The organism is Paenibacillus sp. cl130, assembly GCF_900116035.1.
In the GTDB taxonomy this organism is placed as follows: Bacteria; Bacillota; Bacilli; order Paenibacillales; family Paenibacillaceae; genus Paenibacillus; species Paenibacillus polymyxa_B.
The window spans coordinates 14,434-40,823 of the sequence record NZ_FOYG01000011.1 but is presented as its reverse complement, the minus strand read 5'-3'; the positions used below and the strand labels follow the sequence as shown (position 1 = coordinate 40,823).

Sequence of the window (26,390 nt, the reverse complement as noted above, 5' to 3'; positions counted from 1 at the left end):
GTCCACTTTGATAGAACCGTTTTAAGAGAACTGAAAGAATGAAAAAAACTGGTTGCAAACAACAAAAAAACCAAGCCCTTTCGGACTTGGTTCCTTATTGTTCAAGAATATACTTATGCAACATGAAGCGACATACGTTAAAGCTTAGGCGAGGGAAGGCTGGATCTTCTTAAACAGATTTCCCGACGTCTCTTCCGGCATTACGCGCTCTGTACTGGGCGAATGATTCAGTTTGGACTCTTCCACGGTCACTCTGTAAATGTCCGCTCCCAATCCAGTCAGCTTCTCAGCCAAATGAACGTAACCGCGATCGATGTGATGTACGCCGGATACCTCCGTTGTACCTTCCGCAATGAGTCCGGTCAGAATTAACGCAGCACCTGCACGCAAATCTGTAGAGGTTACTTTCGCACCTGTCAGCTTAGCATTACCAGTTACAATGGCGGAACGACCTTCAACCTTAATTTCCGCATTCATGAGATGAAATTCATCCACATGCATGAAACGATTTTCAAACACGGTTTCCGTAATAATGCTCGTTCCTTCAGCGGCAAGTTGAAGTGCCATCATCTGAGACTGCATATCGGTAGGAAAACCAGGATAAGGCAAAGTTTTAACATCAACGGCCTTTAACGGCTTATCTGCAATGACACGAATTCCGTTCTCATCAGGTTGAATGGTTACACCCATTTCTTCCATCTTGGAAATAACCGGTCCTAAATGATCGGATATTGCGCCTTCTACATATACGTTCCCGCCTGTGATCGCAGCAGCAACCATATAAGTACCTGCTTCTACCCGGTCGGGAATGACCGTATGTTTTACACCATGCAGCTTCTCAACGCCTTCAATACGAATAACGCCCGTGCCCGCACCGCGTACTTTGGCACCCATTCCATTCAGGAAATTTGCGAGATCAACAATCTCAGGTTCCTTAGCAGCATTCTCGATGGTAGTTACGCCCTCAGCAAGAGTAGCGGCCATCATAATATTCTCGGTTGCTCCTACGCTGGCTACATCCAAATAAACTTTAGCTCCACGCAGACGCCCGTTACTTTTAGCTTCAATAAAACCTTGGCCCAGGCTAATCTCCGCGCCCAATGCCTCAAAACCCTTCAAATGCTGATCAATTGGTCGCGTTCCGATTGCGCATCCGCCTGGAAGCGAGATCCTTGTACGTCCCAAACGTGTAAGCAGCGGCCCCATAACCAAGAATGATGCGCGCATTTTCCTAACCCACTCGTAAGGGGCTTCACAGGAAATTATCTTCCGCGCGTCAACACGAATGACCTCATCTTGGTATGTAACGCCTGCTCCTAAGGACTCCAGCACTTTGTTAATGGTCATCACATCGTCTAGAGGAGGTGCATCAATAATAACACTTTCTCCTTCTTCTCCTAGCAGAGAAGCGGCGATGATCGGCAGAACTGAGTTTTTGGCTCCGCTGACTTTGACACTCCCGGTCAATCTGTTGCCACCGCGGACGATAAATTTGCTCATCTATGGTTCCCTCCGCGCGTCATTTCCCTTTTCCATTCTGGAAAAAAAGAACATATTCCGCTATTTTCATGCCTTGCTTTTTCATTACATAAAAAAACAAGATTTTACTAATACCCTAACTGCCATCATACCACTGATTAAAACAAGTATACAAGCGTTTTTTGTACTTGACGACCATTGTACTCTAACTGATTCAGCCAGCTATACATGTATGGTTCTTTTGTTTACCATTGTTAACAATATGACGCGATGTTATTCGACAATTCCCGCAGAGACACAGTCATAAGGTCATATAACCCGCCCACTTCATGTTAAAACAAATTCTAGAGCATCTGACTCCAAGAAATGTAGCTCAACAGGAACCCAGAAACCAACTGTCCCAAAATTATAGCAAGAAACAAGTGTAGCAATCTGCCTTGCGGTCCTTTGGGTTGCCGGATTAACAAATCCAGCTTAAAACTCTGTAAAGCCCACCAAGCTAACGCTATACAGATGAGCGACACGATCATGGAGATCAGCGCGGTCATACTCGCCGATTGACTTAGCTGTTCAGCCAATTGCTGTTTCCCGTTCAACCATAATTCCTCCCATCTGCGTCACAGACTTCTTTATAATACTCGGCGAACGCCTAATATGCCAGTGCTATTTCTGTTTTCAGGACATTTATTTCGACAAAATGTGATTAATCACTTCTGTTTCGTGAATTTAAAAGGTACTAAATACCTAGCAGCCGGGCAAGAAATAGGACTGTATATTTGGTAATAACAGCTAAAAAAGGGCCCGATCACAGTGATCGAAGGAAGCAAGGTTCTCCCTCACCTTCTACCGGACATTCTTTGGCAGAAATTATGAAGTGGTCTCCTTGTCGTTCCATCCGTATACTATGCCGAACCCTTTTAAAATTCCACTTAAAATCCAATATTAATTCTTATTGGTTCTGATGCTTGTAGCATCTAAACGGTTAAGCGCCCGTTGCAGAGCTACTTCCGCCCGATGATGATCTATCTGTTCCTGCTTGCTCTGGAGCCGCAGTTCTGCCCGCTCCCTTGCCGCACGGGCACGCTCCACATCAATTTCTTCGGAACGTTCCGCACTCTCAGCCAAAATGACCACTTTATCCTTGCGGACTTCAAGAAAGCCCCCATTGACCGCGATCACTTCGGTTTGACCACCGATTTTAATGCGTATCGGTGCAATCTTCAAGGGAGTGACCAAGGGAAGGTGTCCAGGTAAAATCCCAAGATCGCCTTCCGAGCCGCGAACACTGATGCTGTTTACCTGTTCTGTATAAACCAGGCGCTCCGGCGTCACAATCTCTAGTAAATACGTGCTCACTTGAATCCCTCCTGGAAGCTGTCCGCAGACAGCTCACTTCGTAAGGCTCGGCTATTCTTTGCCTGTTGTTTACAACGTTTTAGCTTTTTCAACTGCTTCTTCGATGGCTCCTACAAAAAGGAAAGCCGCTTCTGGAAGATGGTCATACTTGCCTTCCAAAATTTCTTTGAAGCTTCGTACAGTTTCTTTAACCGGCACATATTTACCTGGGAAGCCGTTAAATGCTTCGGCAACGTGGAAAGGTTGAGAAAGGAAACGCTGGATTTTACGTGCACGTGCCACCAACATTTTATCTTCTTCACTCAGCTCGTCCATACCCAGGATGGCAATGATATCCTGAAGCTCATTGTAGCGGGCCAAAATTTGTTTTACCCCTTGTGCTACATTGTAATGCTCTTCACCCACAACGTCTGGAGCCAAAATACGGGAGCTTGATGCGAGTGGATCAACCGCCGGGTAAATACCCATTTCGGAAATTTTACGTTCCAGATTCGTTGTAGCATCCAAATGGGCAAACGTTGTAGCAGGAGCCGGGTCAGTGTAGTCATCCGCAGGCACATAGATCGCCTGAATGGAAGTAACAGAACCTTTTTTAGTAGAAGTAATCCGTTCTTGCAATTGACCCATCTCAGTAGCCAGCGTAGGCTGGTAACCTACTGCTGAAGGCATACGTCCCAACAGGGCCGAAACCTCAGAACCTGCTTGAGTAAAGCGGAAAATGTTATCAATAAAGAGCAACACGTCACGGCCTTCTTGGTCACGGAAGTATTCCGCCATCGTCAGACCTGTGAGAGCTACACGCAAACGTGCACCCGGAGGCTCGTTCATTTGTCCGAACACCATCGCTGTTTTGTTGATAACGCCGGAATCTCTCATTTCATGGTACAAGTCATTTCCTTCACGTGTGCGTTCACCTACACCCGCAAATACAGAAATACCACCATGCTCCTGAGCGATATTGTTAATCAATTCTTGAATGGTTACGGTTTTACCTACACCAGCACCACCAAACAATCCGACTTTACCACCCTTAGCATAAGGAGCCAGCAAGTCGATAACTTTAATACCGGTTTCGAGCATCTCTGCTTGAGTTGTCAGCTCATCGAAAGAAGGAGCTTGACGGTGAATCGGATTTCTAGCCGTTTCACTCATATCAGCACCATTATCAATTGGCGTTCCAAGCACGTTAAATACGCGTCCAAGAGTAGCTTCGCCGACAGGTACTGAAATAGGTGCTCCCAGATCTATGGCTTCAGCCCCACGAACCAAACCATCTGTGGAAGACATGGCAATACAACGCACACGGTTGTCACCTAGATGTTTTGAAGCTTCGAGCGTCAGATCAATTTTGACTCCGCTCTCCAGCACAGTCCCAATATGAATGGCATTCAGGATTTCCGGAAGTTGTCCACGTTCGAACTCAACGTCGACAACCGGACCCATGATGCTCACTACGCGTCCTTTGTTCATCTTTTGGTTTCCCTCCTACAAGCTTGCACAGCCGCAAATCCGAACCACTCTGATTTGTTTTGCGCCCGCAATTTATCATAATAGTGTAGACCCTGCTATAAAACAGTCGCAACAAGCCTGATTAAGACTGAGCGCTTGCCCCTGCAACGATTTCCGTAATTTCCTGGGTAATAGCCGCTTGACGAGCACGGTTATAGGTCAAGGAAAGCTCACCAATTAACTTGGAAGCATTCTTCGTAGCAGATCCCATCGCCGTCATCTTCGCTCCCAGTTCACTAGCTTTACCATCCAGCAAAGCGCCGTAAATGAGCGTTTCCGCGTAACGCGGCAGCAATACTTCCAGCACTCCTTCTGGTGAAGGCTCATACTCATAGTTAATTGAGGATGAAGCTGTAGCTGAATCCGGTGTTGCCATTGGTAACAGACGGTCAACTGTTGGAATTTGAGTCAATGCGTTGACAAAGCGGTTATAGCATAGATAAAGCTCATCAAATTCTTTAAGTTCAAATCCTTGTACAGCCTTGCTTGCAATTGTTTTGATATCTGCAAAAGCAGGTGTATCCGACAGATCTGTTACCGATTCAGCGATAGGAAATTCACGACGTCTGAAATAATCCCGTCCTTTTCGTCCAATGATGAAAATCACAAATTCATCCTGTGAACGGTGACGTTCAGAAATCGTCTGCGTAACCTGTCGTAAAATATTGGCGTTATAACCACCAGCCAGACCACGATCAGATGTAATGATGAGATAAGCAGTCTTTTTAACCGGACGCGTTTCCAGCATTGGATGCTTGATGTTATTCGCTCCAGAAGCAATACTACTCACAACTTCCTTAAGCTTTTCCGAGTAAGGACGAGCCGACTCCGCTTTCTCCTGAGCTTTTCTCAGCTTGGATGCAGCGACCATTTCCATCGCTTTCGTGATCTGCTTCGTACTCTGCACACTTTTAATCTGACGTTTAATCTCGCGCATACCTTTTGCCATGATTTCACCACCTTTAAGCTCCAGCAAAGCCAAAGCTAACTTCGTAAGCAATCCCTTAGCTTGGGCCAAGTCCAAGCACTTCGTAAGATTCAAATCCAGCCGGACATATGTTAAAGGGCCTGTTATTGAGGGTAAAACATGCCAAGGAAGCCAAAACCCGGAGGGCACGCTTCCTTAGTACATCTTTCATCATAAACAGGCAAATTCCAATGTATTAAACCGACGTGGCGAATGATTTTTTGAATTTCTCGATAGCCGCCTTCAAAGCCGCTTCGTTATCAGCAACCAGGTCTTTCGTGTCGCGGATAGATTGAAGCACGTCTTGATGGTCAGACACCATGAAAGACAGGAAGTCTTTTTCAAAACGTTTTACATCCGCTACAGGTATATCATCAAGGAAGCCTTTTACAGCAGTATACAAGCTCACTACTTGTTGCTCTACAGCAAGCGGTTGGTTAACACCTTGTTTCAAAATTTCCATCATGCGTGCGCCGCGATCCAGACGGGCTTTTGTGGATTTATCCAAGTCGGACCCGAATTGGGAGAACGCTTGAAGCTCACGATATTGAGCAAGATCCAGACGCAGGGAACCTGCTACCTTTTTCATCGCTTTAATCTGAGCTGAACCACCTACACGAGATACAGAAATACCTACGTTGATCGCCGGACGTTGCCCTGCATAGAACAAGTCAGCTTCCAAGAAGATCTGTCCATCCGTGATGGAAATAACGTTGGTTGGAATATATGCAGAAACGTCGGAAGCCTGTGTCTCGATGAACGGCAATGCGGTAAGTGATCCGCCGCCCAACTCATCATTTAGCTTCGCTGCACGTTCCAGCAAGCGAGAGTGAAGATAGAAAACGTCACCCGGATATGCTTCACGACCCGGTGGACGACGCAGCAACAGGGACAGTTCCCGGTAAGCTGATGCTTGTTTAGTCAAGTCATCATAAACTACAAGGACATGCTCGCCTTTGTACATGAAATACTCACCCATGGCGCAGCCAGAGTAAGGAGCAATGTACAGCAATGGTGATGGTTCGGAAGCAGATGCCGTAACGACAATCGTGTATTCCAGCGCACCGTGACGACGCAATGTTTCAACAACTTGAGCTACCGTGGATTGTTTTTGACCAATAGCGACATAAATACATTTCATGCCGTTACCTTTTTGGTTCAAAATTGCATCAATTGCGATAGAAGTTTTACCTGTTTGACGGTCACCGATGATCAACTCACGTTGACCACGACCAATCGGAACCATCGCATCAATAGCTTTAATCCCCGTCTGCATAGGCTCATGTACCGATTTACGGGCCATAACGCCTGGAGCCTGACTTTCAACCGGACGGAATTCTGTTGTAGCAATCGGTCCTTTACCGTCTACTGGTTGTCCCAGTGGGTTAACTACACGTCCGATCAATGCTTCCCCTACAGGGACCTGCATGATTTGACCTGTACGTTTTACTTGACCGCCTTCACGAATGTCGGAGAATTGACCCAAAATAACAACACCGACATTGCTTTCTTCCACGTTGAGCGCCAAGCCCAATACGCCAGTGTCGAATTCAACCAATTCACCGGCCATAACTTTTTCCAGTCCGTAGACGCGGGCAATACCGTCGCCGACTTCAACAACAGTGCCGACTTCAACGACCTCGATATCATTTTTATATTGTTCAATCTGACTTTTAATCAATGAACTGATTTCCTCAGGTTTGATACTCAAGTGTGTTCACCCCTATCTTCTATACTCGTCTGTTAAAGGATTTCTCGAGACGATCCAGCTTGCCGGCCAGACTGCCGTCGTACAGTGTATCGCCGATAACCACTTTCAATCCGCCCAGTAGACTCGGGTCCACTATATTTTCCACACGGATTGTTTTATGTTCACGGGTTCCGAATTCCTCGGCTACCGCTGTTTTTTCCTGATCACTTAAAGCATAAGTCGAATACACCTTTGCATGAGCAATTCCCAGCTTGTATTCCTGAATATCGAGGTATCCGGCAAGGAGAGATTCGAACAAATCTGCTCTACTACGCTGAATCAACAGCTTGATCGTGTTAATTAGCGAGGCAGAAAGCTTGCCTTCAAAACTGTTAGCCAGAACTTGAAGCTTGACCGCTTCCGTAATGTTAGGAGAATTAATGAATTTACGGATTTCAGCATCCCCCGATACAGCCTCTACAAAAGCACGTAGCTCCTGCTCGGTTTCCATAATGGTCTGTTCCTGCTCTGCCACTTCAAACAAAGCTTTCGCATACCGTTTGGCTACTACCGTATCCCGGCTCATGCTTTGCCTCCTACCTCTTTAAGGTATTGGTCGACAAGCTCTCCCTGGACTTGGTCTTCCTTGATTTCCTTTTGAATCAGTTTGGAAGCAATTTGTACCGAAGCTTTACCCACTTCGCTGCGCAGTTCGGCAACCGCCTTATTACGCTCGCTTGTGATTTCACGAACAGCTTCGTCTTTCAGGCGGACAGCTTCGTCTTTAGCCTGAACAATAATTTGCTCCGCTTGTTTGTTACCTGTTTGTTTTGACTGCTCGATAATGTCGTACGCTTCCTTACGTGCCTGCTGGAGAGCCTGCTTTTGCTCCTCAACATAAGCAGCAGCCTGTTCACGCGTCTGTGCCGCTTCATTCATTTGCTGTAATACAAGCTGACGCCGCTTCTCCATAACGGAAAAGAGAGGGCCGAATGCATAACGCGTCAGTAACCAGTACAAGATCAAAAATGCAATGATTGTGAAAACGATACTTGTCCAATTTAAACTCAATTGAAGTCACTCCTTTCCGGTGAACGTCGGTTCTGGATCTTTCATGTTCAAACGAACAAAGAAGGCGCGGATGGCTGTGCCTTCCCCGCCAAACCTTGCTTCCATTCAATTAAGCACCTGCGTAGAAAATGAATGCCAGAACGACCCCGATGATTGGCAGGGCTTCGACCAGACCTACACCGATAAACATTACCGTTTGCAACGTTGCTTTTGCTTCAGGCTGACGAGCGATACCTTCAACTGTTTTACTTACGATCAGACCGTTACCAATACCTGCGCCCAAAGCGCCCAAACCTACTGCGATTGCAGCTGCGATATATGCCCAAACTCCCATTTTAAAAATCCTCCTTAGTGATGTGTATTTATATTGTACATGTATTTGCAGTTAAGAGCGAAGCGTACTCCTGAACTTAACTAAAAACCGGAAAACGAGCTTGTCTAATGCTCTTCTTCATGCGTGTCAATGGACTGCGAAATGTATACAAACGTCAGAATCGTGAAGACGAACGCTTGAATACTGCCGACAAAGATACTAAATCCTTGCCAAACAACGAGTCCCAATACGGAAGCAATCCAGCCTCCTACACCAAGTGCTGTCAATTTCAGCAGAACACTGATCAAAACTTCGCCGGCAAAAATATTACCGAATAGACGCATACCATGTGTCAATAGTTTTGAGAACTGCTCAATCAAGTTAATTGGCAAAAAGAATGGAAATGGCTGAACGTAATGCTTGAAGTAAGCTTTGGTATTGCGGAAGATTCCCAGGAAATGAACCAGGACAAAGATCATTAAAGCGAGTCCAATGGATACCCCTGCATCTGCAGTAGGTGATTTCCACCAGCTGATGCCTACATGGGCAGCTTCGCCTGGGTGAGACGCCTGTGCTTGTTCTAATGCTTCTTTGACTGGAATGATTTCATGTCCAAATACTTGGGCACTTTGCGCATTATCGAATTCGGTCACAATCCCGAACGGTAAGCCCAGCATATTCCCCACGAAAATGAACATGATCAGCGTCATCCCCAAGGAGAGGAATGGCTTCCCTTTTTTCAAATCCATCGTGCTGGTAATCAGTCCTTGAACGAATTCTACGACCCATTCCATAAAATTTTGCAACTTGCTTGGATTGTCCACAGACAAATTGCGCGTTGCAGCAAATGCCAGTCCAAATACAATCGCACAAGTCACAATAAGCATAATAATGACGGACAAGTCAATGTTAAACCCGCCCAATTGGATAATCGGTGATTCATGCAACATGTTTTCTCACCCCTTTCTCAGTTGAGCCATCATTTTTCCTGAAGCGCGAATATGATGCCTATAATTAACAGAAGAAATTGCCCAGTCACCAGGCTTGCCATTACAGCGATCTCATGGAAATAGGCCGGAAATTCTATCGCCAGCACCACTGCCAAAATTGAGGTCCCTAATCGAACGCCAAAGCCAATACCAAACACTCTCTTCTTTCTTTCACCGGCGGCCGCACTCGCAACCTGTCGAATTTTGTAGGCCATATACAGCACATTTAGACAGCTTACTCCCGTTCCCAGAATGATTCCGTGAGCAATGTCACGATGTTGGGGCATGAAGGCGGAGACCAGGAAACACAGAGCCATAATACCAAGCGCTACGATCCATAACATTTTTTGCATACGGGTCATCTCATTCATGGTTATCCCTCAGTACCTTTCCGATCACAAGGGCAATACTTAATGCGCCTACAACCAAGCCTGCGAGAACGCTTACGCCAATCCAAATTCCGGAGCCACCAAGTTTGGCATCAAGCCATTTTCCTGCATAGAAACCACCCAGTGTGCATATCGCCAAATCAATGCCGATCGCGCTCACCAGTCCTATAGCCTTAAAGGCATTTCCGGTGTTATTTCGGTTGTTGTTTTGCTTGGAAGGTTTGACCACTTTTCCATGTCACCCCTGCAATTCCAGTCCATTTTACTTAAATATAAGATACTTTGTCAATTGAGATATTTTAGTGCCCTAAAGTATAAAATCAAACGACAAAGCATCTTAAATTGCTGTATCCCTTGGTAACCGTACAGTTTAACTGTATGCTTGCCTTGTAAAGAATAATTATATCGGACGAACACCTTTTGTGAACATTGTGTGAAATTCTTCAGGACGTTCGGATTGAACACCATAATGGTGCAAAATCGCATTGACAATTCTTACTGATGCTTGGCCATCGCCGTAAGGATTCGCTGCTTGGCTCATAGATTCGTACAACGCGGAATCTGTCAAAAGTGCCTTGGTCCGATTGTACACGTTCTCTTCACTCGTACCCACCAGTTCCAAGGTGCCCGCTTCAATTCCTTCCGGTCTTTCAGTCGTATCACGCAGCACCAGAACAGGTACTCCGAACGAAGGCGCTTCTTCCTGAAGCCCACCGGAATCCGTAAGGATCAGATGTGTATGTGGGTAAAAATTGTGCAGATCCACAACATCCAGCGGATCAATCAGCTTAATACGCGGATGGTTGCCTAAAATCTCAAATGCAGGTTCCTTCACAGCCGGGCTCGGATGAACCGGGTAAACAATAGCGATATCCTCAAACTCATCCGCAATTCGCTTAACCGCATTAAAAATCTGACGATGCGGTTCCCCTTGGGATTCCCGGCGATGTGCTGTCATAAGAATCAGGCGTTTGCCCTGAGCCCAGTCCAGTACGGGGTGCTCGTAATCCTGGCGAACCGTATACTGAAATACGTCAGTTACTGTATTGCCTGTAACATATATTCGCGATTCAGGCTTATTTTCCTTCCGCAAATTTCCAGCCGATAAAGAAGTAGGCGAGAAATGCAGATCAGACAGCACGCCTGTGAGCTGACGGTTCATTTCTTCAGGATATGGAGAAAGCTTGTTCCACGTCCGCAAGCCTGCTTCCACATGCCCTACTTCAATCTGCTGCATAAAGGCTGCATAGCTGGCGAGGAAAGTGGTCAGCGTATCGCCGTGAACCAACACGATATCGGGCTTGGCCTCACGCAATACAGGTTCCAGACCTTGAAGTACCCGCATGGAGATTTCATTAAGTGTCTGGCGATCCTTCATTACGTCCAGATCATAGTCAGGGTGAATATTGAAAACTTCCAGAACCTGATCAAGCATCTGGCGATGTTGAGCCGTAACGCATACCACGGACTCGATATGCTCCGGGTGACGCTGAAGCTCCAAAATAAGAGGAGCCATCTTAATCGCTTCCGGACGCACACCAAAAATTGTCATCACTTTGATTTTGGACATTTTCTGTTGAACCCCTTTTCATAATAAATGTCCGCTTCACAGATCTTCCTTATTCAGAAAAACGACCTGTCATAACGTCCATAGATTTTGCCGAACCGCCAAAGGCAGTCTACTTGGTTCCGTACAAGCGGTCTCCCGCGTCACCAAGACCTGGAATGATGTATCCATGATCATCCAGACGCTCGTCCAATGCAGCGACGTAGATGTCTACATCAGGATGCGCATCCTGCACAGCTTTGACTCCTTCAGGAGCAGCAATCAGATTCATCATTTTAATTTGAGTGCAACCTCTCTTTTTCAACACATCAATCGCCGCAATTGCCGAGCCCCCCGTTGCAAGCATCGGATCAATCACGATCAATTCACGCTCAGTTACATCTGTAGGCAGCTTCGTATAGTATTCTACGGGTTGCAGCGTCTCAGGATCGCGGAACAGTCCCACATGGCCTACCTTTGCTGCAGGCAGCAGCTTTACTACGCCATCCAGCATACCCAAGCCTGCACGCAGAATCGGAATAAGACCCAGCATACGTCCTGAAATCACTTTACCTTCTGTCTCAGCAACCGGTGTCTGCACCGTAATGCTTTCCAGCGGGATATCCCGTGTAATTTCATAAGCCATCAATGTTGCTACTTCATCCACCAGCTCGCGGAAATCCTTGGTGTTTGTCCGCACATCGCGGATAAATGTAAGTTTGTGTTGGATCAAAGGGTGATCGCAAACCACCAGTTTCGCCATAATATATTCCCTCCGGTATTATCGTCACGTTCTTTCGCGCCAGCATATCGAACTATCCTGAGTCGAAAGGATCTATGTAACCTATTTGTACAAACCAAATAAGCACAGATGCAATGCGTGCCTGTAAATCCTGTTTATTATAACATTCCCTTGATTGATTTAACACCTGCCACCGCAACCTTTTGTCAAGGGAAAGATATGACATGTAAAATACTTATTAAGACCACTTCACGCGTGACTTTCGTCACATAAAAACACATCAAAAAGGCCCTGGCGGCACTTGACCGTCAAAGCCTGTGGACTTTAAGCTTCCTGCCCGACCTATCCCCTTTGCATCCTCATGCAGCGCTATTCTTTTATCTATACTTCAAATTGTCCCATGCTCCCTGAAATTGCTGAAGCATTTCATCCTTCGTGATAACCCCTGCAATATAGGCTTGCATACTACTGCTTAAATCCTGATTCAGCCCCTTCGGGAAGCGTTGGAAGTTCCAGCTCCATATCTTGCCTTCCCTCACGTGCCGAGATATTTCTGCACCTAGATCGCCTGTCGTCTCGTCACTGGACGTGATACTTTTGAAGGCGGGAACAAACTTAAATTCCTTGGTGATATAATGCTTGCCTGTTTCTGATGTGACCAACCAATTGAGGAATTCTTTTGCCTCCTGCTTCACAGGCGAATTTTTGTTGACCACCCAGTTCGAGGCTACTCCGACAGCGAGTCTACCTCCTGTGGAGGGATCATTGTCTATAGGAGCAGGCAGAATACCCAAATTCAAGTTAGGATTAATTCCATCCATTTGCGGTTGCGTCCAGTTCCCCTGGTGCATCATAGCAGCCTTACCTGTCGAAAACAGTGTCACTTGTGTATTGTAATCCGTCGTGAGCGGATTGCGGTTCCCATATTTTATAGTCAGGTCAAGCAACTTCACCCACTGATCGAACACGGGGTTACCGGGGATGCGAGCCGTCCCTTTGTTTAAATCTGCAACATAACTTTCCGGGTTCGGCTGTCTGGCAAACGGGATATTGATAAAATGGTTTCCCAGAACCCACCATTCCGCATACCCGTTAGCAAAAGGTATAATCCCTGCTGCTTTCAGTCGCTTAGCTGCTTCCTCCAGTTCATCTATCGTCTGAGGCAATTTGGTTATGCCCGCTTTTTTGAACAAATCCTTGTTATAAACAAAACCAAATCCTTCTAGGTTCATAGGCTGTCCATAAATCTTACCGTTAACCGTCATCGGCTTACGAGCAAAATCGTCCAGGTCCTTCACCCATGGCTGATCCGACAAATCCTCCAAGTACTCCAGCCACGTATCGCGGTCCTGGTAGCCCTCATTTGTAAAAATGTCCGGCTGATCGCCTGATGCGAATTTAGCCTTCAACGAAGCACCATAGTCCGTACCACCACCGACAGATTGGATATCCAGCTTGATGCCAGGGTGCGTTTTTTCATATTCTGCCTTCAGCTTATTTAGCGGTTCCGAAATCTCTACTTTGAATTGATAAATGTGTATCGTTTTCGTCTCACTCTGTTGAGCCTTCGTATTTCCACAACCTGCAAGTGTACATGCGAGCAGCACCATCAAGGAGATGACAAGTAACGCTGTTTTTTTCATCGGTTATCCCTCACATCAGCCTTTGACCGCACCGGCTGCAATGCCAGAAACGATGTATTTTTGCATCACCAGAAAAAACACAACAACTGGCGCGATCCCCAATACCAGTGCTGGCAGCGCCAAATCCCATTGCTTGGTGTACTGACCAAACAACATATAGGTTGCAATCGGAATGGTGCGCAACTCTGGAACATTCAAAATGAGTGAAGGCAACAGATAGTCATTCCAGATCCATAAGGTGTTCAAAATAAGTACGGTTACGAACATAGGCAGCAGCAGTGGACAAACAATGCGAAAGAACACCCCGTACCGGGATGAACCGTCCACCCTTGCCGCCTGCTCGATCTCAATAGGTACCGTTTTAATAAAGCCATGAAAAAGAAAAACGGACAAAGGCGCTCCAAAACCCAGATAACATAAGATCAGTCCCGGTATACTGTTGTTCAAGCTCAATACGTTGGACACTTCCATAAGCGGCAACATAATTGATTGAAAAGGGACTACCATCGCAGCCACAAGCAAACCGAATAGGCAACGATTAAAAAGAGTGTCATGCCGAACCATCTGGTAAGCGGCCATTGAGCTGATTAGCAGCAAAAGCGCATTACTGACGATCGTGACAATCAGTGAATTCCCCAGTGCTGTGGGAAAGTTTATTTCATTCCAGGCGTTAGCATAGTTTTCAAAACGGAAGGTTGTCGGCCACGAAGCGGAATGGGCCAAAATGTCGCCAAAGGATTTAACGGAGTTTACGAGCAAAAAATAGAACGGAACCAGAAAGATTAACCCGATCACAATAAGCAATAATTCAGCAGCCCATGTGCCCAAACGATAGTTTGACGTTTTTCCCATTACATTTCGACCTCCTTTTTCTTCGTGAGACGCACCTGAATGCTGGTAATGATCGCAACGACCACAAAGAAAATCATAGCTTTGGCAGTCCCTAATCCAAGTCGATTATTTGTAAACGCTTCATTATATATGTCCAACGCTACAGACTCTGTCGACTTGAAAGGTCCCCCCTTCGTGAGAGCCAAATTCAACTCAAATACTTTAAAGGACCAGGATATCGCCAGGAACAAGCAGACGGTCACCGCTGGCATAATAAGTGGCACTACGATATGACGCAAAATCTGTCTTCGGCTTGCACCGTCGATTTGGGCCGATTCAATAAGGGCATGCGGGACATTATTTAACGAGGATATGTAAATAACCATGAGATAACCTGCATATTGCCATACAAACACAATGACAGTCCCCCAAAAAGCAGTTGGCCCATCACCCAGCCACGGCAGTTTAAAAAAGGAAAGCCCTGTCGCCTCTCCTACCGCAGAAAAGCCTCGTACAAAAATAAATTGCCAGATAAAACCGAGCAGCAAGCCGCCAATCATATTGGGCATAAAAAATACAGTTCGCAGTGCATTACGGGTACGCAGCGGTTTGGTAAGTGCATAGGCTAGGAAAAAGCCAATCAGGTTTGTCAGAATGACACCACATACGGTAAACCGGACCGTAAACCAGAACGCATTACGGAAATCTGTATCATCCCTAAAAATATGAACGTAATTCCCTAGTCCGAGCCATCGGATATTTTCAGATACTCCATCCCAGTTCGTCATGGAATAATACAGCCCCAGCAGGAACGGAATGACCATAATCAAGACGAAAAACAACGCCATCGGTCCCACAAATACGAGTTGCTGCAATAATTGCGCGGATTTTCTTTGACTCAATGCAATCACTCCTTTGTCGTAGATCATGAAGGAAAGCGCGCATAAACCCTTACTGTAATCGCTTATTACCCAAAAATGTATGTTTCGAGTCGTTCGGAAGCAAAAAAAGGCTGTTCTCCTCCGGCTTATGGAAGGAAAACAGCCTTTAACATAAAGATTATGAATATCGATGAATTAGTATTGAGTTCCTGGATAGATCGGGAACTTGTCTGTCAACTCGCCAACCGCTTGGCTTGCTTTGGACAATACAGTATCATCTTTCGGGTTTTTAAGGGTTTCAGCAATGATTTTACCGATTTTGACCATAGCCTCTTCATCCATACCACGAGATGTTGCAGCAGGTGTACCAATACGAATTCCGCTTGTTACGAATGGACTGGTCGGGTCAAAAGGAATCGCATTTTTATTGACCGTGATGCCCACGGAATCCAATACATGCTCCGCTTCTTTACCTGTGATATTCAAATTGCGCGTATCCAACAGCATCAGATGGTTATCCGTACCACCCGATACAATGTTAATCCCCTCAGCCAGCAGTGTTTCAGCCAGCACCTGTGCGTTGCGGACTACGTTTTGCGCATAGGTTTTGAACGATGGCTGGAGCGCTTCACCCAAAGCAACCGCTTTGGACGCGATCACATGCATCAGTGGCCCCCCTTGAGTACCAGGGAAAATAGCTTTATCAATCGCTTGCGCCCATGCTTTGCGAGTCAGAATCAGACCCCCACGCGGACCACGCAGCGTTTTGTGTGTCGTTGTTGTTACAAATTGGGCATGCGGAACTGGACTTGGGTGAATTCCCGCTGCCACAAGACCTGCGATATGTGCCATATCCACCATGAACAAAGCACCTACATCATTGGCAATGGAAGCAAAAGCTTCAAAATCAATAGTACGCGGATATGCACTCGCGCCAGCTACAATCAGACGAGGACGATGCTTAAAGGCTGCCTTGCGCACTTCATCGTAGTCGATGCGGAAGTTGTCTTCGCGTACACCGTAAGCAGCAAAGTTATACAACAAGCCGGAAGCGTTAACCGGACTTCCGTGTGTTAAGTGGCCACCATGCGCCAGATTCATACCCAGTACAGTATCTCCAGGTTTGAGAGCTGCCAAATACACCGCCATGTTGGCTTGTGCTCCAGAGTGAGGCTGCACGTTAGCATGCTCGGCGCCGAACAATTCTTTTGCGCGGTCACGTGCGATGTCTTCAACGATATCTACATGCTCACAGCCACCATAGTAGCGTTTGTTCGGATAACCTTCAGCATATTTATTCGTCAGCACGGAGCCCATGGCTTCCATTACTGCTTCACTGACAATGTTCTCGGATGCGATTAGCTCGATATTGTGGCGTTGTCGTTTCAGTTCAAGTCCCATTGCTTCCATCACTGCCGGGTCACTTTTACGCAGGTGTTCCATCATGATTGATTACTCCCTCTCCATAGTCAATTGTTGGGTATACAAGCAAACGCCTGCTCCTCTGTTGGGTACCTCATCATCAATGCAAAAAAGATTAGTACAAACATGCCGCCATGCCAAATGCTAATCGCAGTTTCCGCCGACTTCTTGCTCCAGACTGTACACCGCCCGTTGTCCGCCAATAAGTGGAGGACGGGTGAACGCTGCTGTCACACGTGCTTCGCCAATCCAGCGAAGGCTTGGGCGAAACGGAACAGCAATGGGTCGCAGATGCATGCCAATCAGCGTTTCGCCGATGTCTATCCCGGCATGAGCCTGCACGTTCGCCGCCAAACACGCGTCGCTCATAGAACGATAGGCGACGGTAGCCATAGAGCCTCCTGCTGTACGAACAGGAACAGCTGCAACCTCCATCAGTCCCAATCGCTCCAGCACAGCCCGTTCAACGACCAGCGCTCGGTTCAAATGCTCACAGCATTGAAACGCCACATCAAAGCCATACTCCCTGCGAACAGACTCTACTCCAGACAACAGTTGCTGAGCCACATCGAGCGCTCCCGCCGTACCAATCCGACTTCCAGCCACTTCACTTGTGCTAACGCCGATAACCAGCAGGCGACCAGCCTTGAGACTGGCTGCTTCTGCGATTTCCCGCACGACAGAAGTGGTCTGTGCTTCCAGCGGAATCTCATGATCTAATTGTTCCACCATTGGAACCTCCTTTGGTTGAACAGCCTCTCAGAGACTAGGCACGGTCTCATGCCCCAAGTTCAACACACTCTCTCCTGATCACAATCTGACTATATTATAGCCGATGTTTCAGATTTCGAGCAGAAAAAATGGAAGAATCTTTAATGGAATCAACTCTCAGCTAAAAATCTGGCATAACTTGTATATGAAAAAAAGAGCAGTCCACACCTATGTGGAATTGCTCTTTTGCCCAGGCGACCGGCCGTATATCCGATGCTCCATCGTGGTTAATCCCACTTTTGTCGCCAGTTACATCGGATTCTCATTTTTCCACCTTATCTTAACGGATTAACCGCCGAAAATCAACAGATTCCGTACAAAACAGATGAGTAATACCAATTTTATTCGGAAGATGCCTTTAGCTTGTCCAGCAGCTTATGTAGTGCCGTACGGATTTCCGCAGCTGTGACATCGTAATCTTCTCGCGAACCGCCAAACGGATCAGAAATATCAAAGCCCGGAATCCGTTGGTGTAATTCAATCATTCGTTCACGCTCCTGCGCCGATAGCTCTTGTCCGAGTGAAGCCATCAACTGCTGTGAAGCATATAAACTATCCAACTCCTGTACATCATTCAACACCGCATCCCGGTTCTCCACATATTCCTTAAGCGTAAATACTTTGCCCGCCGTTTGGGGAAAGCGCTGAATTACGTGCTGTTTATGTCCTTGCGTCAAGGTTAAGATCAGATGCGCCCACCCGGCAAGCCCGTCGCTCAAAGGGGTTGAAGTGATCTGATCGGATATATCATGATCACGTAGAACCGCCTCTGCATGTCGGGATATCGGCGTGCCTTCCATCGCGGCTACTCCCGCAGAACGCACTTCCAGTTCTAGCCCATGCTCAGCAGCCAACTTACGCAGCATCCCTTCAGCCATTGGACTGCGACAGGTATTCCCTGTGCATACGAATAAGATATTCTTCAACGTTTTCACCCCCCGTATGTTAAAAAAATATATAAACAGAGGATTACTATAATTCTAATCCCTTACTATAATCCTGCATTTATTTTACACTGTCTACGCTAAAATCAAAACATAAACATAAAGCCGAATGCCAGCAAAATGGCACCGCCCACTGCTTCTCCATAATCTCCTAGATTGCGGCTGACCTTGCGACCCAGCAACAGGCCCAACATCGCCATTGCTCCCCCGCAAAAACCAAACGCCAGAACGGACAGCACCAGATCACTCTGGAACATACCCAGTGACACTCCTACAGAAAATGAGTCAACGCTCACCCCAAGTGCAAACAGCAAAAGGCCTAAAGGCGAACGATGATCCAACACCTGTACGCCGTCCCCTTTAAAGGAATTATACACCATATGCCCGCCCAAAAGGATGAGTAACCCCCCTGCGAAGTAGGCCGTCACATGACCTAATAAAGAACTCATATAATGGCCTGTGAACATTCCCAGCAATGGCATCAGAATGTGAAAAAAGCCAATAACAGTACTGATGCGCAGCACGTCTCGCAGGCGTATCCCCTTCATGCCGATCCCTACGCCCAGCGATAACGCATCCATTCCTAGCGCTACCGCCATGATCAGAATCGTTACAACCTGCCCGGCATGGGCAGAGGCTGCCAGCATACTCCATCCCTCCATTATCCGTCTGTTCTTGTACACGTTATGCGGACAAGGGGGAAATCAGTACAAGCATACACTGAAAGTACCCAATACCGAGATAAGGAGGGAGGAAAATTTAATATAAGAGGCTCTGATTCGACAGAAGCTACAAGCGGACGATTCGGTGACCTGCCGCTTTAAGCAGGCGGTTCATGACGGCGTCTCCCAATCCTTTCGGCGGACAGGATTCCGACAAAATGTAGGTGACGCCGTCCTCGTCGCAGCGGCGCAGCACGCCGTACAGGCGCTGCGCTGCCTCATGGAGCGCGTCCAGCTTGCCTAACGTGTAGACGCGCTCTCCGGCGTAGCCGGCGGCATGCTCGTCGAACGCGAGCACTGCCGTGCGCTCCCCGCGCGCGGAAGCCTCCGCCAGCGCGGCGCGAATCCAGCCCGTCACCTCAACGGACGACGGGCCTTGTACCACGCTCAAGCGGCCTCGCGGCGCGTAGTGCGTGTACTTCATGCCTGGCGAGCGCGGCGCCGGGCTGTCCGCGTCTTCCCCGGGCGTAGCGGCCAACGCCGGGTCCAGCACGACAGCGCGAGCAACCGCAGCGAGCTGCTCAGCCGTCACGCCGCCGGGGCGCAGGATGGTGACGGTTCCGTCGTCACCCGCCTGCACTACCGTGGACTCCAGTCCCACCCCCGTGGGACCTCCGTCCAAAATGCCGCCGATGCGGCCCTCCAGATCCTCCCGCACATGCTGTGCAAGGGTGGGACTGGGTCTTCCCGACCGGTTGGCGCTTGGGGCAGCCAGTGGACAACCCGCTTCAGCGATCAACCGAAGCGCTATCGGATGATCCGGCATGCGCACACCAACCGTGTCCAGCCCGGCTGTCACACGTGATGACAGTGCCTGCGGCACTACCGGCAATACGAGAGTCAGCGGTCCCGGCCAGAACATATTTATCAGCGCTCGGGCTGTATCGTTTATTTCTGCTACCATACCCTCTAATTGATCAGCATCAGAAATATGTACAATGAGCGGATTATCGGAAGGGCGTCCTTTGGCAGCAAATACCGCCTCCACCGCTTTTGTACTACGCGCATCGGCCCCCAGGCCGTACACGGTCTCCGTAGGAAAGGCTACCGTCTCTCCAGCTTGGAGGAGTAAGGCGGCCTCGCGTATGCCCTTTTCCGCCGTGATCCGAGTCTGTTCATCCCAAATTTCGTCAGAAACATCCCCGTCAGTGTTGCTCACAGGAACCAAACATCTTACATCCCACCATTGTGTATGGGAAGACTTCAATGCCTGCTTCAGCTCGCGAATTCCCTGTTCATCTAGCTTTTGCTCAGGTTTTTCCTTTTGCACAAATTCTCCGCGCAAGTCTTGCATTTGATTCGATTTATCGCTCATATCAGATCATCCCATATCTTATTGTCATACAGGCCAGTGATTTCGTTTGATCCCCATAAAGCTACTTTGAAAGATCAGTTCATTTGGCTCTGCCATGTGTATATCTATCGTAAGCTCCATTATAGCATATGGGGAAACTTACACTCCTCAACGTTTAGGCAAACAAACCACTCACCCAGTTACACAGTCCCGTAAGTGCATCCCACAGAAAAAAACGTACTTCCGGCTCCTTGTCAGTAGCATTCGTCCGACTATCTCCGTGATTCGTTTTTGCTGATACCGTTTGTGCCGTTGCTTCCCCACTGCCTGCATCAATAAAACATAGCGGAGGAAACAGCACGCACCACCAATTTTGACCTTTTCCTTGCCCCAGCGTAACCCGAAGTGCCTCATAATTCCCTGCCGGGTAGACAAGACCACCGTACATTTTCGTTGGGAAAGGTACGCTCGCCAGTTCCACCTGATGATCATATGCAATGCCGCGACGAGCCAGTTCCGTACCTACCAAACGGTCAATTTCAGGTAAATGAGCACCAATCAATGATCTAGCTTGATCTAAGCTTTGCGGGTTTTCCAGCTCACCCACCCAGGCATTCATCTGCTGTACAATAGCATCCCGTATTTCGCGTTTAACCAACTGATCCTCCGGGCGATCCGAATTGGCCAAAATACGCAGTCGAATGGAGTCATGTGGAATCACTTCCAGCCCTGCTGTTGCCACTCCTGATGCTAAGGTTCCTCTTGTTCCAGTGGTCATAGCAGCATCCGTCTTTTGACCTTCCCAAGACATCATTAATATCGAAATACAAAATAGTATCATTGCGGCTTGCTTTACCCAACTTCTCATTTTCGTCCCCCCAAACCCAAACTCTATCATGTCTATCAGTCTGTCCGGTTTGGGAGAGTCTAAACCTATGATTCTTGTAAAAGATTCAGGACCACTTTACAGATTTTTTTTCAAAAATACCCTCAAATCATGCTACACCAAGCTTCTGACCCTCACCGAGGAATATGAAAAAGCCCAGATTTCACAATCTGGACTCTCTCGTTGCACCGTTTCAACTCACACAAATACCAATCATTATCTAGCCACATTCCACCTGTACTAGGCTTTTTTCGCCTTCGTCAAGCTTAGTCTGGAAGGCTGTGGCAGATCATCCTCCAGCTCTTGGCCGTGCACCTTAATACTCATAACCAAGCCGATACTAGCCATGTTAATAAGCAACGAGGTACCACCATAACTTATGAACGGGAGCGTAATCCCCGTAAGCGGCATAATGCCCAGAAACGCACCAATATTCTCAAAAATCTGGTACAGCAACATGGACACAATCCCGACAATAATATACGGTCCGGCGCGATCCCGGCATTCCAGCGAAATCAGGATCATGCGGTGAATCAAAATAAAATATAACAATAGCAGCACTGAAGAGCCTACAAAGCCAAATTCCTCCGCTACGACCACAAAAATAGAATCCGCGTACGTATAAGGAACACGCCCGGACTGTACCGAGGTTCCTTGCAAAAAGCCCTTGCCCATCATCCCGCCAGAGGCTATCGCCAGCTTGGCATTTTTGGTATGATAAGACGCCTTCGCGGTTGCCTCTTCCGGTACCAACCAAGGGTCCAAACGCTCAACCCAGTGACTACGGCCAATCCCCTTCATAAAGGAGTCAATCTCATCGTGAAACGAAATATAAGCTTTGATCCCGCCGCCAACAGCGACTGCAAATACGATGAATCCGATCAACGCATGGGATGCCTTCACATTACCAATCCATAGCATACCGATGACGATAACAATGTAACCGAGCGCATTACCCAAGTCATTTTGTGCCATAACCATGGCAAACGGGACAAAGCTCACCAGTGCGACCGGAAGAACATCCTGAATAAAATACAGCTTGCTCTTGCGCTTTTTGATCAGCATATAAGTTAGAAAAACGATAAGGACCAGCTTGAATACCTCAGCAGGCTGAAGATTCAAGCCACCAATTTTCAAAAAGCCCTGAGAGTTGTTAACCGTCCCGCCAAAAAATCCGAGACCCAACAAGAATATTCCGCCTCCATATACGTACAAGGCTTTTTTAATGAATATCCGAAAATCGACCATCGCTAAACCCAAAATCGCCACAAAACCCAATATATAATACCCGATCATCTTCTGGTAGTCATTGCCGTGCTCTGCCAAGTTCGTAGGGCCCCTACCTGCGCTGTATACCGTTATGATACTAATCGCCATGAGCAAAACCAGAATAAAGATAACCGGACCGTCAATTTTTTTCAATTTCTGAAGCATGATTTCCCCCTGAGCCGTTTCTCGGTCATACTCCTCTTATTCTAAAGGAAAGACTCGCAAAAAGAAAATGCAGCACTACTCCGAGACACCTAGGACATGTCGCTCGATCCCTGCAAGGTCAGGAACGATTATAATGTTCTTCCAATGACCTGCCTGTTCAAGCAGACCAGCCACGTCTCTGGCCTGTCCCATCCCCAGCTCAAACCCGATTAGCCGCGGCGGAGCCTGAAGGAGTCCGAGCTGCTCCAGCATTGCTCGATACGGGCCGAGCCCGTCAGGACCACCATCCAACGCCATCCGCGGCTCATGGTCGCGTACCTCTGGCTGTAAGCCAGCGATGTCAGCAGCCGGGATGTACGGCGGGTTGGACACGAGAATGTCCACCGCCGTTCCCACGAACGGCGCCAGCAGATCGCCCTCGCGGAATTCTACGGCTGCGCCGTTCGCAGCAGCATTATGAGTCGCTACTTTTAACGCGGCAGCCGAAATATCCCCTGCCGCCACGCGCCAGCTCGGTCGCTCAGCCGCCAGCGTCACGGCAATCGCGCCGCTGCCTGCGCCGATGTCGAGCGCCTGCGGAGCGCCGCTTGGCCACAGCCGGTCGCCGTGCTGGAGTATCGCCTCGACGAGCAGTTCTGTCTCGGGGCGCGGAATCAGCACCGACGGCGAAACCGCGAACGGGCGGCCATAAAATTCCTGCCGTCCGATAATATACTGCGCCGGTTCACCCGCAGCTTTGCGGGCTATAATCCGTTCCCACGCCTCCTTGACGGAGGAAGGGAACGAATCACCCAGAGCAGCGTAAAACGCCGTGCCTTCCAACCCGAGCACATGCTCCAGCAGTAAGCGGGCATTGTGCTGCGGCTCCAGAACACCACAGCTTCCTAAAAAAGAAGAAGCCTCAACTAAGGCTTCTCTGACACTCATGTTCCGTTCCGGCGACATCCGATACACACAATCGCGTTCGTTCCCCAAAACTTAAACCTCTTGTTCCATCAAATCAGCCTGCTCTGCAATCGTGAGCGCTGATACGATTTCTTCGATCTCCCCGTTCATCACCTGGTCCAGCTTATGCATAGTTAGGCCAATACGATGATCCGTTACACGGCTTTGCGGGAAGTTGTAGGTCCGGATACGCTCACTGCGGTCTCCAGTACCTACTTTGCTCTTACGCTCGCCTGCATATTTGGCTTCCTCTTCCTGACGCAACATATCCGAAATACGGGCACGCAAAACTTGCAGCGCCTTCTCCTTATTGGAGTTCTGGGATTTGCCGTCCTGACAGGTTGCCATAATACCTGTAGGCATATGTGTCACACGCACCGCCGACTTGGTCGTATTAACGGACTGCCCGCCTGCACCGCTGGAGCAGAACGTATCCACGCGAATATCCTTGTCGGAAATTTCAATATCCACTTCTTCTGCCTCAGGCATAACGGATACTGTAGATGTCGACGTATGAATACGTCCACCTGATTCTGTTGTCGGAATCCGCTGTACGCGGTGTGCGCCGCTTTCGAATTTCATTTTGCTGTATGCACCACGGCCGTTAATCATGAAAATAACCTCTTTAAAGCCCCCGAGATCATTCATGTTCGCGTCCATCAGCTCTACACGCCAGCCTTGGGTATCGGCATAACGAGTATACATCCGATACAAGTCAGCTGCGAACAGTGCCGCTTCGTCACCACCCGCTGCACCACGAATCTCGATAATAACGTTTTTATCATCATTCGGGTCCTTCGGCAGCAGCAAAATACGGATTTTTTCATCCAGCTCCCGCTTGCGAACACTAAGTTCATCAATCTCCATTTTGACCATTTCACGCATCTCGTCGTCCAGCTTTTCACCCTGCATGGTTTTTGCAGCTTCCAGCTCTTCAACGACATTTTTATATTCGGTATATGCTTCATAAGCAGGCTGTAAATCAGACTGTTCTTTGGAATAATCTCTAAGTTTTTTGCTATCGTTCGCTACATCCGGATCGCAGAGCAGTTCGCTCAGTTTATCGTAGCGGTCCGCCAATGATTGCAATCGGTCCAACAAGCGATTCACCTCTTCAGTTAAATTAATATGAAACCAGCTTCAATTTCACTGGCTACAGCTCTTTATTATACCAACTAATTCATGAATTAGCTACAAGAAATACTGACTAATTTAGGATTTTGCAAAAATCCACACAACATGCAATACAATAAAAAGTCGCCGCCCTAATATAGGCAGCGACCACATAATCTAGCACATTTCAGAACACAAATACATTGAGTTATCGTCTTTTATATATCCGAATCGAGCATTGTACTCTGGAAATTATATATTAAACATTAAAACGGAAATGCATAACGTCTCCGTCCTGCACTACATATTCCTTACCTTCCAGACGAAGCTGACCACGTTCCTTAGCCCCGTTCATCGAACCAGCAGCGACCAAATCGTTGTAGGATACAACCTCGGCACGGATAAATCCGCGTTCAAAATCCGTATGAATTACGCCCGCAGCACCCGGTGCTTTCGTTCCTTTGTGAATAGTCCAAGCGCGTACTTCCTGCACACCTGCTGTGAAATACGTATACAGGCCCAGCAAGCGATAAGCTGCTTTAATCAGACGATTCAATCCGGATTCAGCTAATCCTAGCTCCTCAAGGAACATCGCCTTGTCTTCGCCTTCCAGCTCAGCAATTTCAGATTCTACCTTGGCGCTGATCGGCACCACTTCTGCATTTTCATCTATGGCAAAATCGCGTACCTTTTGCACATATGGATTGCTGTCAGCTTCCGTTACGCCATCTTCGCTAACATTAGCTGCGTAGAGTACAGGCTTCATCGTAAGCAAATGAAGATCGCGTACAATCAACCGTTCTTCATCCGACAATTCTAAGCTACGCGCCGGTTTATCAGCATACAGCGATTCCTTGATCCGCTCCAACACTTCAACCTCTTGGGTGTACTGCTTGTTGCCACCCTTCATGTTTTTGCGGGAACGTTCAATACGCTTGTCTACGCTTTCGATATCCGCCAGAATCAGTTCCAAATTAATAGTCTGAATGTCGCTGATCGGGTCAATTTTGCCGTCCACATGGGTAATGTTCTCATCTTCAAAGCAACGTACCACATGTACAATCGCATCCACTTCACGAATATGAGCCAGAAACTTGTTACCCAGACCCTCGCCCTTGCTCGCACCGCGCACAAGTCCTGCAATATCAACAAATTCAAATGCCGTTGGCACTGTTTTATTCGGTACAACCAGTTCAGTCAGCTTATCCAACCGCTCGTCCGGTACTTCAACGACACCCACATTTGGGTCAATCGTACAAAATGGATAGTTTGCGGATTCCGCACCCGCCTGCGTTATTGCGTTAAACAGTGTTGATTTGCCCACGTTCGGCAGACCCACAATCCCCGCTTTTAAAGCCATAATCAGAACAACTCCCGTTTATATAAAATATGCGTTATGCCATCCGTTAGTTTACCAACCCACATTATATATGAGAACCTATACACGCGGCAA

General features: G+C 47.7%; 27 protein-coding genes and 1 riboswitch. All 27 genes read right to left on the bottom strand.

Going from position 1 to position 26,390, the window contains the following annotated elements; all coding sequences use genetic code 11:
- Positions 1 to 144: 144 nt before the first annotated feature.
- Positions 145 to 1,500: a UDP-N-acetylglucosamine 1-carboxyvinyltransferase gene (gene murA / locus BM358_RS23615; RefSeq protein WP_028542175.1), complete on the bottom strand. Its 1,356-nt coding sequence runs from the start codon at positions 1,498 to 1,500 to the stop codon at positions 145 to 147.
- A gap of 323 nt (positions 1,501 to 1,823) precedes the next feature.
- Positions 1,824 to 2,075: a DUF1146 family protein gene (locus tag BM358_RS23610; RefSeq protein WP_013312321.1), complete on the bottom strand. Its 252-nt coding sequence runs from the start codon at positions 2,073 to 2,075 to the stop codon at positions 1,824 to 1,826.
- A 346-nt stretch (positions 2,076 to 2,421) separates the two neighbouring features.
- Entirely contained in the window at positions 2,422 to 2,835 is a 414-nt protein-coding gene (locus BM358_RS23600) for a F0F1 ATP synthase subunit epsilon (RefSeq protein ID WP_028542176.1), read from the bottom strand.
- A gap of 69 nt (positions 2,836 to 2,904) precedes the next feature.
- Complete coding sequence (gene atpD / locus BM358_RS23595) at positions 2,905 to 4,305, bottom strand: F0F1 ATP synthase subunit beta (RefSeq protein WP_013312323.1); 1,401 nt, start codon at positions 4,303 to 4,305, stop codon at positions 2,905 to 2,907.
- A 121-nt stretch (positions 4,306 to 4,426) separates the two neighbouring features.
- Positions 4,427 to 5,293, bottom strand: coding sequence for an ATP synthase F1 subunit gamma (gene atpG / locus BM358_RS23590; protein WP_023990707.1), 867 nt, complete (start codon positions 5,291 to 5,293; stop codon positions 4,427 to 4,429).
- Positions 5,294 to 5,507: 214 nt separating this feature from the next.
- Complete coding sequence (atpA, locus tag BM358_RS23585) at positions 5,508 to 7,022, bottom strand: F0F1 ATP synthase subunit alpha (RefSeq protein WP_013312325.1); 1,515 nt, start codon at positions 7,020 to 7,022, stop codon at positions 5,508 to 5,510.
- 19 nt (positions 7,023 to 7,041) lie between these two features.
- Positions 7,042 to 7,587, bottom strand: a complete 546-nt coding sequence (locus tag BM358_RS23580; RefSeq protein ID WP_028542177.1) for a F0F1 ATP synthase subunit delta — start codon at positions 7,585 to 7,587, stop codon at positions 7,042 to 7,044.
- Positions 7,584 to 8,072 (bottom strand): F0F1 ATP synthase subunit B, encoded by a 489-nt coding sequence (atpF, locus tag BM358_RS23575; RefSeq protein WP_023990709.1) that lies wholly within the window; start codon positions 8,070 to 8,072, stop codon positions 7,584 to 7,586. The genes BM358_RS23580 and atpF overlap by 4 nt, the downstream gene beginning before the upstream one ends.
- A gap of 109 nt (positions 8,073 to 8,181) precedes the next feature.
- On the bottom strand, positions 8,182 to 8,406 hold the full coding sequence (gene atpE / locus BM358_RS23570) for a F0F1 ATP synthase subunit C (RefSeq protein WP_007432750.1): 225 nt from the start codon (positions 8,404 to 8,406) through the stop codon (positions 8,182 to 8,184).
- A 104-nt stretch (positions 8,407 to 8,510) separates the two neighbouring features.
- Positions 8,511 to 9,335, bottom strand: a complete 825-nt coding sequence (gene atpB / locus BM358_RS23565) for a F0F1 ATP synthase subunit A (protein WP_028542178.1) — start codon at positions 9,333 to 9,335, stop codon at positions 8,511 to 8,513.
- Between the two features lie 29 nt (positions 9,336 to 9,364).
- Entirely contained in the window at positions 9,365 to 9,745 is a 381-nt protein-coding gene (locus BM358_RS23560) for an ATP synthase subunit I (protein WP_013312329.1), read from the bottom strand.
- On the bottom strand, positions 9,738 to 9,992 hold the full coding sequence (locus BM358_RS23555; protein WP_023990711.1) for an AtpZ/AtpI family protein: 255 nt from the start codon (positions 9,990 to 9,992) through the stop codon (positions 9,738 to 9,740). Before BM358_RS23555 ends, BM358_RS23560 begins: the two co-directional genes overlap by 8 nt.
- A 171-nt stretch (positions 9,993 to 10,163) precedes the next feature.
- Positions 10,164 to 11,333: a non-hydrolyzing UDP-N-acetylglucosamine 2-epimerase gene (gene wecB / locus BM358_RS23550; protein WP_023990712.1), complete on the bottom strand. Its 1,170-nt coding sequence runs from the start codon at positions 11,331 to 11,333 to the stop codon at positions 10,164 to 10,166.
- A gap of 109 nt (positions 11,334 to 11,442) precedes the next feature.
- Positions 11,443 to 12,072: a uracil phosphoribosyltransferase gene (gene upp, locus BM358_RS23545; protein ID WP_013312332.1), complete on the bottom strand. Its 630-nt coding sequence runs from the start codon at positions 12,070 to 12,072 to the stop codon at positions 11,443 to 11,445.
- A 356-nt stretch (positions 12,073 to 12,428) separates the two neighbouring features.
- Positions 12,429 to 13,694: an ABC transporter substrate-binding protein gene (locus tag BM358_RS23540; RefSeq protein WP_023990713.1), complete on the bottom strand. Its 1,266-nt coding sequence runs from the start codon at positions 13,692 to 13,694 to the stop codon at positions 12,429 to 12,431.
- Positions 13,695 to 13,709: 15 nt separating this feature from the next.
- Positions 13,710 to 14,546 (bottom strand): carbohydrate ABC transporter permease, encoded by an 837-nt coding sequence (locus BM358_RS23535; protein WP_028542179.1) that lies wholly within the window; start codon positions 14,544 to 14,546, stop codon positions 13,710 to 13,712.
- Positions 14,546 to 15,454: a carbohydrate ABC transporter permease gene (locus BM358_RS23530; protein ID WP_371263112.1), complete on the bottom strand. Its 909-nt coding sequence runs from the start codon at positions 15,452 to 15,454 to the stop codon at positions 14,546 to 14,548. Before BM358_RS23530 ends, BM358_RS23535 begins: the two co-directional genes overlap by 1 nt.
- Positions 15,455 to 15,601: 147 nt before the next feature.
- On the bottom strand, positions 15,602 to 16,852 hold the full coding sequence (glyA, locus tag BM358_RS23525; protein WP_013312336.1) for a serine hydroxymethyltransferase: 1,251 nt from the start codon (positions 16,850 to 16,852) through the stop codon (positions 15,602 to 15,604).
- A 120-nt stretch (positions 16,853 to 16,972) separates the two neighbouring features.
- Positions 16,973 to 17,560 (bottom strand): TIGR01440 family protein, encoded by a 588-nt coding sequence (locus BM358_RS23520; RefSeq protein ID WP_023990717.1) that lies wholly within the window; start codon positions 17,558 to 17,560, stop codon positions 16,973 to 16,975.
- 220 nt (positions 17,561 to 17,780) lie between these two features.
- Positions 17,781 to 17,862: riboswitch (ZMP/ZTP riboswitch) on the bottom strand.
- A 78-nt stretch (positions 17,863 to 17,940) separates the two neighbouring features.
- On the bottom strand, positions 17,941 to 18,525 hold the full coding sequence (locus BM358_RS23515; protein ID WP_028542181.1) for a low molecular weight protein arginine phosphatase: 585 nt from the start codon (positions 18,523 to 18,525) through the stop codon (positions 17,941 to 17,943).
- Positions 18,526 to 18,629: 104 nt separating this feature from the next.
- Entirely contained in the window at positions 18,630 to 19,190 is a 561-nt protein-coding gene (locus BM358_RS23510; protein WP_023990719.1) for a manganese efflux pump MntP, read from the bottom strand.
- 142 nt (positions 19,191 to 19,332) lie between these two features.
- Positions 19,333 to 20,580 (bottom strand): L-threonylcarbamoyladenylate synthase, encoded by a 1,248-nt coding sequence (locus tag BM358_RS23505; RefSeq protein WP_028542182.1) that lies wholly within the window; start codon positions 20,578 to 20,580, stop codon positions 19,333 to 19,335.
- Between the two features lie 154 nt (positions 20,581 to 20,734).
- Complete coding sequence (gene spoIIR / locus BM358_RS23500) at positions 20,735 to 21,427, bottom strand: stage II sporulation protein R (protein WP_028542183.1); 693 nt, start codon at positions 21,425 to 21,427, stop codon at positions 20,735 to 20,737.
- Positions 21,428 to 21,685: 258 nt separating this feature from the next.
- On the bottom strand, positions 21,686 to 22,879 hold the full coding sequence (locus tag BM358_RS23495) for an FtsW/RodA/SpoVE family cell cycle protein (protein ID WP_028542184.1): 1,194 nt from the start codon (positions 22,877 to 22,879) through the stop codon (positions 21,686 to 21,688).
- A 75-nt stretch (positions 22,880 to 22,954) separates the two neighbouring features.
- Positions 22,955 to 23,854, bottom strand: coding sequence for a peptide chain release factor N(5)-glutamine methyltransferase (prmC, locus tag BM358_RS23490; protein WP_028542185.1), 900 nt, complete (start codon positions 23,852 to 23,854; stop codon positions 22,955 to 22,957).
- A gap of 3 nt (positions 23,855 to 23,857) precedes the next feature.
- Positions 23,858 to 24,925, bottom strand: coding sequence for a peptide chain release factor 1 (gene prfA, locus BM358_RS23485; protein WP_023990723.1), 1,068 nt, complete (start codon positions 24,923 to 24,925; stop codon positions 23,858 to 23,860).
- A 271-nt stretch (positions 24,926 to 25,196) separates the two neighbouring features.
- Positions 25,197 to 26,297 carry a redox-regulated ATPase YchF gene (gene ychF, locus BM358_RS23480; RefSeq protein ID WP_023990724.1) on the bottom strand — a complete coding sequence of 367 codons (1,101 nt, stop codon included), beginning with the start codon at positions 26,295 to 26,297 and terminating at the stop codon, positions 25,197 to 25,199.
- Between the last annotated feature and the right edge of the window lie 93 nt (positions 26,298 to 26,390).

Excerpts from the sequence above, each read along its gene's own strand:
- wecB (WP_023990712.1), bottom strand. The coding sequence starts at position 11,333 with ATGTCCAAAATCAAAGTGATGACAATTTTTGGTGTGCGTCCGGAAGCG.
- atpD (WP_013312323.1), bottom strand. The coding sequence starts at position 4,305 with ATGAACAAAGGACGCGTAGTGAGCATCATGGGTCCGGTTGTCGACGTT.
- BM358_RS23560 (WP_013312329.1), bottom strand. The coding sequence starts at position 9,745 with ATGAATGAGATGACCCGTATGCAAAAAATGTTATGGATCGTAGCGCTT.
- atpE (WP_007432750.1), bottom strand. The coding sequence starts at position 8,406 with ATGGGAGTTTGGGCATATATCGCAGCTGCAATCGCAGTAGGTTTGGGC.
- BM358_RS23540 (WP_023990713.1), bottom strand. The coding sequence starts at position 13,694 with ATGAAAAAAACAGCGTTACTTGTCATCTCCTTGATGGTGCTGCTCGCA.
- murA (WP_028542175.1), bottom strand. The coding sequence starts at position 1,500 with ATGAGCAAATTTATCGTCCGCGGTGGCAACAGATTGACCGGGAGTGTC.
- BM358_RS23520 (WP_023990717.1), bottom strand. The coding sequence starts at position 17,560 with ATGGTGGAACAATTAGATCATGAGATTCCGCTGGAAGCACAGACCACT.
- BM358_RS23510 (WP_023990719.1), bottom strand. The coding sequence starts at position 19,190 with ATGCTGGCAGCCTCTGCCCATGCCGGGCAGGTTGTAACGATTCTGATC.
- BM358_RS23505 (WP_028542182.1), bottom strand. The coding sequence starts at position 20,580 with ATGAGCGATAAATCGAATCAAATGCAAGACTTGCGCGGAGAATTTGTG.
- upp (WP_013312332.1), bottom strand. The coding sequence starts at position 12,072 with ATGGCGAAACTGGTGGTTTGCGATCACCCTTTGATCCAACACAAACTT.
- BM358_RS23530 (WP_371263112.1), bottom strand. The coding sequence starts at position 15,454 with ATGATCTACGACAAAGGAGTGATTGCATTGAGTCAAAGAAAATCCGCG.
- ychF (WP_023990724.1), bottom strand. The coding sequence starts at position 26,297 with ATGGCTTTAAAAGCGGGGATTGTGGGTCTGCCGAACGTGGGCAAATCA.
- BM358_RS23535 (WP_028542179.1), bottom strand. The coding sequence starts at position 14,546 with ATGGGAAAAACGTCAAACTATCGTTTGGGCACATGGGCTGCTGAATTA.
- atpG (WP_023990707.1), bottom strand. The coding sequence starts at position 5,293 with ATGGCAAAAGGTATGCGCGAGATTAAACGTCAGATTAAAAGTGTGCAG.
- atpB (WP_028542178.1), bottom strand. The coding sequence starts at position 9,335 with ATGTTGCATGAATCACCGATTATCCAATTGGGCGGGTTTAACATTGAC.
- spoIIR (WP_028542183.1), bottom strand. The coding sequence starts at position 21,427 with ATGAGAAGTTGGGTAAAGCAAGCCGCAATGATACTATTTTGTATTTCG.
- glyA (WP_013312336.1), bottom strand. The coding sequence starts at position 16,852 with ATGATGGAACACCTGCGTAAAAGTGACCCGGCAGTGATGGAAGCAATG.
- BM358_RS23495 (WP_028542184.1), bottom strand. The coding sequence starts at position 22,879 with ATGCTTCAGAAATTGAAAAAAATTGACGGTCCGGTTATCTTTATTCTG.
- BM358_RS23580 (WP_028542177.1), bottom strand. The coding sequence starts at position 7,587 with ATGAGCCGGGATACGGTAGTAGCCAAACGGTATGCGAAAGCTTTGTTT.